Source organism: Pseudomonas sp. 02C 26 (assembly GCF_002843585.1).
Lineage (GTDB): Bacteria > Pseudomonadota > Gammaproteobacteria > Pseudomonadales > Pseudomonadaceae > Aquipseudomonas > Aquipseudomonas shirazensis.
In genome coordinates this window covers 4,513,372-4,526,065 of the sequence record NZ_CP025262.1, presented here as the reverse complement: position 1 = coordinate 4,526,065, position 12,694 = coordinate 4,513,372, and the positions used below count along the sequence as shown (strand labels likewise).

General features: G+C 64.6%; 6 protein-coding genes. All 6 read left to right on the top strand.

All coding sequences use genetic code 11. The features are described 5' to 3' along the window. Positions 1-10 precede the first annotated feature (10 nt). The 6 genes from CXQ80_RS20580 (at position 11) to CXQ80_RS20555 (ending at position 12,671) form a co-directional block, all read left to right on the top strand. A complete protein-coding gene (locus tag CXQ80_RS20580) occupies positions 11-811 on the top strand; it encodes an aspartyl/asparaginyl beta-hydroxylase domain-containing protein (RefSeq protein ID WP_101322215.1) in 801 nt (266 codons plus the stop codon). Continuing rightward, on the top strand, positions 799-1,782 hold the full coding sequence (locus tag CXQ80_RS20575) for a sulfotransferase family protein (RefSeq protein ID WP_101322214.1): 984 nt from the start codon (positions 799-801) through the stop codon (positions 1,780-1,782). The genes CXQ80_RS20580 and CXQ80_RS20575 overlap by 13 nt, the downstream gene beginning before the upstream one ends. Before the next feature lie 173 nt (positions 1,783-1,955). Then, positions 1,956-2,444 (top strand): GNAT family N-acetyltransferase, encoded by a 489-nt coding sequence (locus tag CXQ80_RS20570; RefSeq protein WP_101322213.1) that lies wholly within the window; start codon positions 1,956-1,958, stop codon positions 2,442-2,444. A gap of 61 nt (positions 2,445-2,505) precedes the next feature. After that, positions 2,506-3,090: a phage tail protein gene (locus CXQ80_RS20565; protein ID WP_101322212.1), complete on the top strand. Its 585-nt coding sequence runs from the start codon at positions 2,506-2,508 to the stop codon at positions 3,088-3,090. 127 nt (positions 3,091-3,217) lie between these two features. Then, the gene (locus CXQ80_RS20560; protein ID WP_101322211.1) at positions 3,218-11,122 is read left to right on the top strand and encodes an Ig-like domain-containing protein; all 7,905 of its coding nucleotides are present in this window, start codon (positions 3,218-3,220) and stop codon (positions 11,120-11,122) included. Between the two features lie 52 nt (positions 11,123-11,174). Next, positions 11,175-12,671 (top strand): TolC family protein, encoded by a 1,497-nt coding sequence (locus tag CXQ80_RS20555; protein WP_101322210.1) that lies wholly within the window; start codon positions 11,175-11,177, stop codon positions 12,669-12,671. The last annotated feature ends 23 nt before the right edge of the window (positions 12,672-12,694 follow it).

Genomic DNA, 12,694 nt, shown 5'->3' with positions numbered 1-12,694 from the left:
AGGAGTGACCATGCCTGAAGTCCCGCTGCCCCTGTGTTCGCGGTTGCCGCTGGCGGTAGATCTGGCGGCGCTGTTGCAGGCCCTGGCGCAAGTCGACAGTGGCCTCTGGCGAGGCCACTTCAACACCGCTTATCACCAGGGTGACTGGAGTGGCATCGACCTGATCGCCGCCGCCGATGCGCACCTGCCGCTGGCGCCCGGTGCCGGTGCGCCGGTGCAGCAGCAGACCTGGCAGCACGAGCCCGCCTGGCATAGCCTGCGCGAAAGCCTGGGCAGTGATTTGCGCGCGGCGCGGTTGCTGCGCCTGGGGCCGGGCGCGCGGATTCATGAGCACCGCGACCCTGACCTTGGCCGCCCCGACGGCTGCCTGCGCCTGCATGTACCGTTACTCAGCCCGGCCGGGGTGGAGTTTTTGCTCGATGACCAGCAGGTACCGATGCAGCCCGGTGAATGCTGGTTCCTTGACCTGTCGCGGCCGCATCGGGTGGATAACAGCAGCGAGGCTGAGCGGATCAATCTGGTCCTCGACTGCGAGCCAACGCCAGCCTTGCTCAGCCTGATCGAGCAAGGCCTTGAGCAAACTCCGCAGTTGCAGGCGAGTCGCGCCGGGCAAGCCTTTGCTCAGTTCCGCCTGCTGCTGACGGCGCGGCCCGAGCTGGCCGCGAGCCTGCAGGCGCTGACCGAGCCGCAGGCATTCATCGAACAAACCCGGCAGATGGGCGCCGCAGCGGGCCTGTATTTCGCCGAGGCAGACGTGCGCAGCGCGATGCGCCAGGGCAAACAAGCATGGAACGACCAATGGCGAGTGTGAACCCCGAACTGGATTTTACCGGCTGGCTGCCGATCCGCAGTTGGCAGCGCGCCGGCGAGTGGCGGGTTGACTGGTGCTGGTTTGGCCAGCAGCGCCTGACCAGACCGTTTTTGCGTGACGACGTCGATGCCGCGCTGCGCCTGCCGTTCAACCAGGCGTTTCGCCGCGAAACCGGCCTCCAGGCGTTGCTCGACTGGCAGCAGCGCAGCCCGGGCATCGGTCCCAGCGCGCTGGTGTTTCATGCCTCGCGGTGTGGCTCGACGCTGATCGCACAACTGCTGGCGGGGCTTGAGCGCAACATCGTGCTGTCAGAGCCGCCACCGCTGGACAACCTGCTGCGCGCGCATCTTGTGGATGCCGACGCCAGCGCCTGGCAGCCGCGCGCGCTGTCGGCGTTGTTGTCTGCCTATGGCCAGCGCCGCCGCGGTGACGAGCAGCAGTTGCTGATCAAGCTGGATGCCTGGAACGTGTTCGAGGGCGCGCAACTGTGCACGTTGTACCCAGACACACCAAGGATTTTTCTCTACCGCGACCCCTTGGAAATCGTCGTTTCGCAGATGCGTCAGGCCGGCATGCAGCGGGTGCCAGGCCTGCTCGGCGTGACCGCGCTGGATCAACTGCTGCCGGACGCAGCAGGCTTGGACCCGCTGCAGTACACCTGCCGGATGATCGCCGAAGTGCTGTGCGCGGGCCTTGAGCTGTGCCAGCGCCACGGTGCGGTCGCGGTCAACTACAACGAGCTGCCGCACGCCTGTTGGGGGCGACTCGCGCCGCTGTTCGCGGTCACTGCCGAGGACCACGCGCAGTTGCAGCAGACTGCCGCATTCGATGCCAAGCAGCCGTACATGGCCTTCGTGGCGGACAGCCAGCGCAAGCGGGATGACGCCAGCCCCGAGGTACGTCAGGCGGTCACTCGCTGGGCGGCTGAAGCGTATATTTCCTTGGAATCCATTCGCTTGCAGCGCAGCTGAAACAAGGTGTCAAAAAGGCCTCATACAGGCGTTTGATAAAATAGTGGCATTTGGCTTCTTCTGCGCTAGCAGGCGGGCTGGCAGTTCGGCTACGCTGCCGCCCATATTGTCTGACAGTCCATCATGGAAGCGCGCCCCGGCTTGGGGAAACATTGCACGGAAGCAATCCCGCCATGTCATCGCCCGAGGTTTCTCTTCGTCCGCGTGTGGACGCCGACCTGGCGTTCCTGAGTGCTCTGTACGCGCACACCCGCTCGGCTGAAATGGCCCAGCTGGGCTGGCCAGCGGCTGCGGTCGAGGCTTTTGTTGCCCAGCAATTCGCGGCTCAGCAGCAGCACTACCAAAGCCACTATGGCGACGCCCAGCAGATGATCATCGAGGCGGCTGGTGAACCTGTCGGCCGCGCTTATCTGCACTGGAGCGCAGCCCAGCTGCACATCATCGACATCAGTTTGCTGCCGGCCTGGCAAGGGCAGGGCATCGGTACCCGGCTGCTCGGCCAATGGCTGGCCCGCGCCGATGCCAGCGGCTTGCTCGTCAGCCTGCAAGTGCTGGCCGGCAATCCGGCACAGCGGCTGTACCTGCGTCACGGTTTTCAAGCGAGCGCGGATGACGGCTTGTATCTGCACATGCAGCGCCAACCTTTGCTCAGCGCAGCGTAAGTAATCATTGTTTGCGGGCCATCTGGCCCGGGTTTCCCATGCAGTCAAAGGAGCGCAGTAAATGGATCCGTTTCTTGGTGAAGTCAGAATGTTTGCCGGCAATTTCGCGCCACGTGGCTGGGCATTCTGCCAGGGGCAACTGCTGCCAATTCGGCAGTACACGGCGTTGTTCTCTCTATTGGGCACCGCTTACGGTGGCGACGGTGTAAACACCTTCGGCTTGCCCGACTTGCGCGGTCGTTCGCCGATCGGCACCGGCCAAGGCCCTGGCTTGGCTGGCGTCGACATCGGCGAAAAAGCGGGCAGCGAATCGGTGAGCCTCACCGCGAACAACTTCCCGCCGATGGCAGTCAACCTGGCTGCGGTGAGAGCCACAGTTGCTGTGCCGGTATCCAACGGTGACGCTGACAGCAACCTGCCTGCGACGAACCGTGTGCTGGCCAAATCGGTGGATGCCGACGGTAGTGGTGTGAATGTGAGTATCTACAGCGAAAGCGCCGCCACGACCACGCTCGCACCGTTCCAGGCGCCACTGTCCGGGGTGGCCACGATTGGCGGCGCTTCGATCCCGGTCAGCTTGCGCGACCCTTATCTGGGCGTGAGCATGATCATTGCGACCGAAGGTATTTTCCCGTCGCGCAACTAAGCCCGGCTGGTACGGCGCCTGCCGCAGCAAGGGTGCTGCGGCAGGCGCCCTTAACTTCCCAAGGACATTGCCGGTTTTCGTCAGGAGGCCGGCTGGAAACACCAGCACAAGGCTGAGCGAGGACATCATGGCATTCTGGAAACGCGGCACGCGCACCACCCCACCTACCGTTTCCGTGAGTTCGCCGAGCCTGATTCAGGCCCTCGAACCGCGCATGATGTTCGACGCCTCGGTGCCGGTGGTTGCCGACCAAGCGGCGCTGGCCGTCGAAGCCGCAGCCGCTGCCGCGGGGCACGACCCGGCCAGCAGCCAGGATGCCGCCAGCGAGCATGACCCCGCACCTGCCACAGCAGCGCCGGCCACCGCATCGGCGGATGTCGCCGGCGGCCATGAAGTGGTGTTCATCGACTCGGCGGTCAGCGATTACCAGAAGCTGATCGCCGGCCTGCCCGAAGGCGTCGAAGTGGTAGTGCTGGACAACAGCAAGGACGGCCTCAAGCAGATCGCCGACTACCTCGACGGGCGCAAGGACATTGCCTCGATCGATATCATCAGCCATGGCGACGCGGGCTATATCTACCTGGCCGGCGATGCGATCTGGACCAATCAGCTAGACGCCCATGCGGCCGACCTGGCGCGCATCGGTGCCAGCCTGGCGGAAGGCGGTGATGTGCGCTTCTTCGCCTGCAATACCGGCGCAGGCGCCGAGGGCCAGCAGTTCGTCAACGAAGTGTCGCGCCTGACCGGCGCCGATGTCGGCGCCTCGAATGATTCCACCGGCAACCGTGCCGGTGAGGATTGGCAGCTGGAAACCGTCGCTGGCGCAGTCGCCAGCGGGGTTGGCGTACAGCGCGGCGACCTGTCGGCGTTTACTACCTCGCTGGCAACCATCACCGTCACCGACACCGATGCTTCGTCGACTGTGGTCAACGGCAAGGTCTCGCTCGCCGAGGCCATCCAGGCCGCCAACGGCGATGTCTCGGTGGATGGCTCAGCGGCCGGCAGCGGCAGTGACATTATCGTCTTCCACCAGGACCTCAAGGGCCAGACCATTCGCTGGTCATCTGCGACCGCCTTGGCCGTGACCAGCACGATCACCATCAACGGTGATGTCGACGGCGACGGCGTCGGCGACATCATCCTCAGTGGTGACGTCAACAACAACGGCTCGCGTGACGCGCTGGAGTCCTCCGGCCTCGCCATTAATTCCGGCGCACTGACGGTGCGCAATCTGGATTTTCGCGGGTTTTCCGGAAACATCAACGGCGGCGTCCTGCGTGCCAACGGCGGCGCGCTGACGGTTGAAGACTCGAACTTCCAGAACAACTCGGGCACCGTGATCAACTCCACCACGGCGGTGGGCACCGCCATCACGCTGCGCAACAGCACCTTGCACGACAACAGCAGCACGATCGTTGGGGCAACCGCCATGAGCTCGTTGGTGCGGCTGGCCGGCACCGGTAGTTATGTGCTCGAGAACGTTGCGATCTACAACAACAGTGGTACCCATGCCGGCGGCGGCACAGTAGCTTCAGGGGGGATCCTGATCCTGAACTCGGCCGCGGTGCAGATCGTCAACAGCACCATTGCCAACAACGTCTTTACCTATACCGGCGCGGGCGGCATCAGCAGCGCCGGCCTCGGCTGGACGGGAACTGCGACGGGCCTGATCGCCGTGCAGAACACCATCATCAGCGGCAATACGGTCAACAGCGTTGATGCCAATCTGCAAGCTGGCACCGCCTACACCAACACCACCAACCTGATTGGCACCACCGTCAACTTCGTCGACGCCGCCAATGGCGACCTGCGCCTGGCGGCCAGCGCCAGCAATGCGATCAACCAGGGCACCAGTGCGGGCGCCCCCACCACCGACCTGCGTGGCTTCGAGCGCCCGCGCGGCGGCGCGGTGGATATCGGTGCCTACGAGGTGCTGTACGACAGCGCACCGCTGGTCGACCTCGACAGCACTACAGGCGGTAACGACAGCAGCGTCGATTTCAACGGCAGCGCGGTGACGCTGCTGCCGAACATCGTCATCACCCAGAGCGACGGCGACACCCAGGTCAGCGGGGCCAGCCTTAGCTTGAGCGGCAGCCTCGATGGCAACAGCGAAGTGCTGCTGCTCAGCGCCGGCCAGCTCGCTACCGCTGCCAGCTACGGCATCAGCGTGACCGGCTCGGGCACCTCGACACTGGCCCTCAGCGGTGTCGCCACGCTGGCCCAGTACCGCGCCGTGCTGGCCGCAGTGCAGTACAGCAACAGCACGCCGGCCTATACCGCAGGCACTCGCAGCGTGACAGTGCGGGTCAACGATGACATGGGCAGCACCGCGCGCACCGCGCTGGTGGTGGTGCAGCCGCTGAATGCGGCGCCGGTGATCGGCAACCTCAACGGCGACAGTGCCGCCTTCACTCAAGGTGGCGGCGCGGTGCTGATTGACGCCGGCGGTAACGCTACGGTGAGCGACAGCGACTCGACCGATTTTGCCGGTGGCGCGTTGACCGTGTCGGTCTCGGGCAATGCCGCGCCGGGCGAAGATCGCCTGGCGATTCGCAACCAAGGCAACGGTGCCGGCCAGATCGGCGTCAGTGGCAGCAGCGTCAGCTACGGCGGCACCGTGATCGGCACGCTCAGCGGCGGTACCGGCGGTAGCAATCTGGTCGTCAGCCTCAACGCCAATGCCAACGCCGCTGCGGTCGAAGCGCTGGTGCGCAACCTGACCTACGACAACAGCAATGCCAGCAATGCGATTGGCCAGGCGAGCCGCACGCTCAGCGTGACCGTCAGCGATGGTGACGGCGCGACCTCAAGCGTCGCCAACGTCGTGGTTGCCGTGCGCGAGACCGTGCCGCCAACCGCAACCATCGTTGTCAGCGACAGCACCTTGCTGGCCGGTGAAACCACCCTGGTCAGCATCACCTTCAGTGAGGCGGTCAGCGGCCTGACCGTTGGCGACTTCACGGTGGCCAACGGCGTATTGAGCAACCTCAGCAGCGGCGACGGTGGCATCACCTGGACCGCCACGCTCACGCCCAGCAGCGCCACCACCGACAGCAGCAACCTGATTTCCCTGAATAACGCAGGGGTCACCGACGCCGCCGGCAATGCCGGCGTCGGTACTACCGAGTCGAATAATTACGCCATCGATACCGAGCGTCCGACGGCAGTGGTGAGCCTCTCCAGCAGCAGCTTGCTCGCGGGCCAGACCGCCGTGGTGACCATCACCTTCAGCGAGGCCGTGAGCGGCTTCACCCTGGCCGACCTGAGTGTCTCCAACGGCGCCTTGAGTGGTCTGAGCAGCAGCGACGGCGGCATCACCTGGACCGCGCTGTTGACCCCGACCGCAGACTCGACCAGCGTCGCCAATGTGGTCAGCGTCAACTTGGCGGGGGTTGCTGATCTGAGCGGCAACGCCGGCACCGGCTCGGCACCGTCGCCGGCCTACAGCGTCGACACGGCACGGCCCACCGCCAGCATTGTGGTTGCTGATACGGCGCTGCGGGCCGGTGAAACCAGCCTGGTCACCATTACCTTCAGCGAAGCCGTGACTGGTTTCAGCAACGTTGACCTGAGCGTCGCCAACGGTTCGCTCAGCAGCGTCAGCAGCAGCGACGGCGGCGTTACCTGGACGGCGACCTTCACCCCCGACGCAGATATCACCAGCACCGGTAACCTGATCAGCCTGGACAGCAGCGGAGTCAGCGACCAGGCGGGCAACACCGGTATTGGCATCACCGACTCGAACAGCTTCGCCATCGATACCCAGCGCCCGACCGCGACTGTCGTGGTCGCTGACAACCTCTTGGGCATCGGCGAAACCTCGATCGTTACGGTCACCTTCAGTGAGGCGGTGATCGACTTCACCGAGGCTGACCTGTCTGTCACGGGTGGCGTGCTGAGTAGCTTCACCAGCAGCGATGGCGGGGTCACCTGGACCGGAACTCTGACCCCAGCCAGCAACGTATCCAGCGCTGTCAATTTCATTTACCTGAGCAACTCTGCCGTCGTCGACCAGGCCGGCAACAGCGGCATCGGCATTACCGCGTCGAACAGCTTTGCCGTCGACACCCAGCGCCCGACTGCCGTGATCAGCATGGCCGATACCGCGCTGAGCGCTGGCGAAAGCACGTTGGTGACCTTCACCTTCAGCGAGGCCGTGAACGGTTTCAGCAACGATGACCTGAGCGTGGCCAACGGCACCCTCAGCGATGTAACCAGCATCGACGGCGGCATCACCTGGACGGCGTTGTTCACGCCGACGCTGCAGGTGCAGGACGGCACCAACCTGATCACCCTGAACAACAGCGGCATCACCGATCTGGCCGGCAACAGCGGTACTGGCACGACCAACTCGCCTAACTACACCGTCAACACCGTGCTGCCGACGGCCACCATCGTGGTTGCCGACACGGCCTTGGCGGTCGGCGAAACCAGCTTGGTCACAATCACCTTCAGCGAGGCGGTGGCGGGTTTTACCCTCACCGACCTGAGCGTTGCCAACGGCAGCCTGAGCGGGCTCGGCAGCAGTGATGGCGGCATCACCTGGACCGCGATACTGACCCCGACAAGCAATGTCGAGGACAGCAGCAACCTGATCACGCTGGACAACAGCGGTGTGACGGGGGCGTCCGGTAACACCGGCATCGGCAGCACCGACTCGAACAATTTCGCCATCGACACCCACCGCCCGACTGCGACTATCGTGGTCGCTGACAGCGCCCTGAGCGTCGGCGAAACGTCGACCGTCACCGTCACCTTCAGCGAGGCGGTGACCGGCTTTACCCGGGCCGATCTGAGTGTCAGCGTTGGTCAGCTGAGCAATTTCATCAGCAGCGATGGCGGGGTGACCTGGACTGGCACCCTGACCCCCGACAGCAACATCTCCAACACCAGCAATGTGATTGTTCTGGACAACACTGGCGTTGCCGACCTGGCCGGCAACAACGGCAGCGGCACTACCGACTCGAACACCTTCGCTGTCGATACCCAGCGCCCGACTGCGGTGATCAGCATGGCCGACACGGCGCTGAGCGCTGGCGAGAGCACGTTGGTGACCTTCACCTTCAGCGAAGCGGTGAACGGCTTCAGCAACGATGACCTGAGCGTGGCCAACGGCACCCTCAGCGATGTAACCAGCAGCGACGGCGGCATCACCTGGACGGCGTTGTTCACGCCGACGCTGCAGGTGCAGGACGGCACCAACCTGATCACCCTGAACAACAGCGGTATCACCGATCTGGCCGGCAACAGCGGTACTGGCACGACCAACTCGCCTAACTACACCGTCAACACCGTGCTGCCGACGGCAACCATCGTGGTTGCCGACACGGCCTTGGCGGTCGGCGAAACCAGCCTGGTCACAATCACCTTCAGCGAGGCGGTGAGCGGCTTCACCAATGCCGACTTGAGCATTGCCAACGGTACGCTCAGCACTGTCAGCAGCAGTGATGGAGGTATTACCTGGACAGCCACGTTCACGCCATCGAGCAACGTCGATGACAGTACCAACCTGATTACCCTCGACAACACCGGTGTGATGGGGGCGTCCGGTAATACCGGCATCGGCAGCACCGACTCGAACAGTTTCGCCATCGACACCCAACGCCCGACCGCCACTATCGTAGTCGCGGACAACGCCTTGAGCATCGGCGAAACGTCGACCGTCACCATCACCTTCAGCGAAGCGGTGAGCAGCTTTACCACCGCCGACCTCAACGTCACCGTTGGCCTGCTGAGCAATTTGAGCAGCAGCGATGGCGGGGTTACCTGGACTGCCACCCTGACCCCGACCAGCAACATCGCCAACACCAGCAACGTCGTTGTTCTGAACAACGCTGGGGTCACCGACCAGGCCGGTAACAGCGGCATCGGCAGTACCGACTCGAATACCTTCGCCGTCGATACCCAGCGCCCGACCTCGACCATCGTCCTTTCCGACTCGGTACTGATGGCAGGGCAGACCTCGCAGGTGACCATCACCTTCAGCGAAGCGGTGACCGGTTTGACGCTGGATGATTTCAGCGTCAGCAATGGCCAACTGAGCAACCTTTCCAGCAGCGATGGCGGCGTGACCTGGACGGCGACGTTCACTCCCGCCAGTAATGTCGAGCAAGCCGGCAACCTGATCAGCCTGGACAACAGCCGCTACACCGACCTGGCAGGCAACAGCGGCACCGGCAGCAGCGCTTCGCCGGCGTTCAGCATTGACACCGTGCGCCCCAACGCAACCATAGTGGTCGCCGACGGCGCGCTGACCGGTGGTGAGAGCAGCCTGGTCACGATCACCTTCAACGAGCCCGTAAGCGGGTTGACGCTGGCTGACTTCAGCGTCACCAATGGCGCACTTACCAACTTGTCCAGCAGCGACGGCGGGATTACCTGGACCGCAACCTTGACCCCCACCGCAGGCGTCGAGGCCGCCAGCAACCTGGTCAGCCTGAACAACGCCGGCGTGACCGATCAGGCTGGCAACAGCGGCGTTGGCAGCAGCGTCTCGAATGCCTTTGCGGTCGACAGTCGCGCGCCGACCGTAGCCGTCAGCAGCGTCGACAGTTCACCGAACACCCCCGACAGCGTGCGCTTCACCGTGACCTTCAGCGAGGCGGTCAACGGCGTCGACCTGGCCGACTTCGCCCTGCTCGCGACCGGCAACGCCAGCGGCACGTTGAGCAGTCTGCAACGCCTGGATGCGAACACCTATGTGGTCACCGTTAGTGGCATCAGCGGCAGCGGCAACCTGAGCTTGAACCTCAACGGCGCTGCCAGCGGCATTGCCGATCAGGCCGGCAACGCCCTCAGCGGCGGCATCACCGGCGGGGGTTACAACGTCGACCGTGTGGCGCCAGTCACCACTGGCGTGACGGTCCCGGTCGGGGTTACCTACAGCGCCGGCGACAACCTGTCGTTCGTGGTCAACACCAGCGAAACCGTGCTGGTCAACGGCACGCCGCAGCTGGCGCTGGATATCGGCGGGCGCACCGTATTCGCCAACTATGTCGCCGGCTCGGGTAGCTCGACGCTGGTGTTCCAGTACACCGTGCAAGCCGGCGACAACGACGCCAACGGCATTCAGGTGGTCGGCTTGTCGAGCAACGGTGGCAGCCTGCGCGATGCCGCCGGCAACGCCATGCAACTGGCCCTGAACAATGTCGCCGACAGCAGCGGCGTGACCGTCGATACCGATGCGCCGCAGGTCGAGTCGATCGTCGCCGCGCCTTCGGCGCCGGGCAGCATGAGCTTTACCGTGACCTTCAGCGAAGCCGTCAACGGCGTGCAACTGTCCGACTTCAGCCTGCTCACCACCGGCAACGCCAGCGGCAGCCTGCAGTCGCTGGTGCAGATCGATGCGCGTACCTGGCAGGTCAATGTTATCGGCACGGGCGGCTCCGGCAGCCTGGCGCTGGCGCTCAACGGCACGGCCGGCACGATTACCGATAACGCCGGCAACCCGATCAGCGGCGGCTTCAGCAGCCAGGGCCAGAGCATGGTCGCCAACGACGGCGACCCCGAGTTCCGCGCCAACGCCGGGGTCAGCCCGCTGGCACCTGCGCAGCCATTGCTGGTGCCGCAGGTGCCGCTGGCGACGTCGATGGACGCACGCTCGCCGCTGCTGCCAGCACCGCTGTTCGAGGTGCCGACCCTGGGCAACGGCGTAGCCACGCTGGGCAGTATCTTTATCCACAACGGCGCGCTGGCGCCCAGCTACCTGGCGCAGGTATTCGCCAGCAGCAGCAGCGGCGCGTCGGCCATTGGCGGTGTATTCGGCCTGGCCGGCAGCGACGGCAACGCGTTCGGCAGCAGCAGCCTGGCCAGCATCTTCAGCAAGACCATGCCCGACGACGGCGGCCAGTACGAACTCAGCGGCGGCAAGCCGTGGCGCCAGGGCGGCGAAGGCGGGGCGGGCAGGGGCATGACCTCGGCACCAAGCCTGGGCCAACAGTTGCAAGGCATCACCGACAATCAACAACGCCCGACCAGGGAACTGGCGCAGGCGCTGGGGCAGATCAACGCACGCGTACCTCAGGTGTGAGCGGGCAAGCAGTCATAGGATTCATATGTGCCGTACCAGGGGGCGGACAGGGATGAGCAAAGCATCGAGGTTTTTTGCGGTAAGTGTTCTAGCGTTGGCGGTGACCGGCTGCGCAGTCAAGACCCAGCCGATCGAGCCGGGCGTCAGCGAGCAGCGGGCCAAGTCCGACCTGGCCAGCATGTTCAAGAATCAGGAGGCCCTGCAAGGCCCACTGACCTTGCACGAAGCCATGGCGCGCGCGGTCAAGTACAACCTTGAAGCACGGTTGAAAATCATGGAAGAAGCCCTGGCCCAGCGCCAGGTCGACCTCGCCACCTTCGACATGCTGCCACGCATGGCCATGTCGGCAGGCTACGCCGGGCGCAGCAATGTCAGCGCCTCCAGCAGCCAGAGTATTCTCACCAATACCCAGTCCCTGGAACCGTCCACCTCACAGGACCGCGACCGCGATGTGGCGGATCTGACCATGGTCTGGAACGTGCTCGACTTTGGCGTCAGCTACGTCAACGCCAAGCAGCAGGGCGACCAGCGTCTGATCGTGCAGGAGCGCCGGCGCAAGGTGGTCCAGACCATCATTCAGGATGTGCGCTCGGCGTACTGGCGTGCCGTTGCCGCCGAACGCCTGCTGGCCCAGATCGACGCGCTGATGGCGCGCGTCGACCAGGCCAAGGCCAACAGCCAGCAATTGGGCGAACAGCGCCTGGGCGATCAGATCGCCACGCTCAACTATCAGCGCGCCTTGATCGAAGCCACCCGCCAGCTCGAAGAACAGCGCCGCGCGCTGTCGCTGGCCAAGACCGAGCTCGGTGCTCTGATCAACCTGGCGCCCGGCAGCAAACTGACCCTGGCCGCCAGCAACGACTACAGCGTGCCCGAGCTCAAGGTCGACCTCGCCACCCTCGAACAGCAAGCCCTGGCCTCGCGCCCTGAATTGCGCGAGCAGGACTACCAGGCGCGCATCAGCGCCGCCGAAGTGCGCAAGTCGATGCTGCGCATGCTCCCCGGCCTCGAGTTCTCGGCCGGCGGCCACTACGACAGCAACAGCTTCCTGAGCAATCAGAGCTGGGCCGACTACGGCGTCAAGATCACCTGGAACCTGTTCAACGTGATCTCCGCGCCCGCCGCGATCAACGTCGCCAAGGCCGGCGAACAAGTGGTCGAAGCCCGCCGTCAGGCCATGTCGATGGCCGTGCTCGCCCAGCTGTACGTGGCCAACGCCAACTACAACGAAGCTCGCCGCCAGTTCGCCACCAGCCAACAACTGGTGTCGCTGGATGGGCAGATCGTCGAGCAACTGCGCAACCGCCATCAGGCCCAAGGCATCGGTGAACTGGAGCTGATCCAGGGCGAGCTGAATGCCCTGCAAGCCGACCTGCGCCGCGACCTCGCCTACGCCGAGCTGCGCAACAGCTACGGCCAGGTCTTCGCCAGCGCCGGCCTCGACCCATTGCCAACCAAACTGCGCTCGGACTCGCTGACCGACATCGCCCAGGCCCTCAGCAGCAATGAAAGCCGCTGGCAGCAAGGCGACATCACCCCCGGCCTGTAAGGCCCGGCCTGCAACCCTGCCCG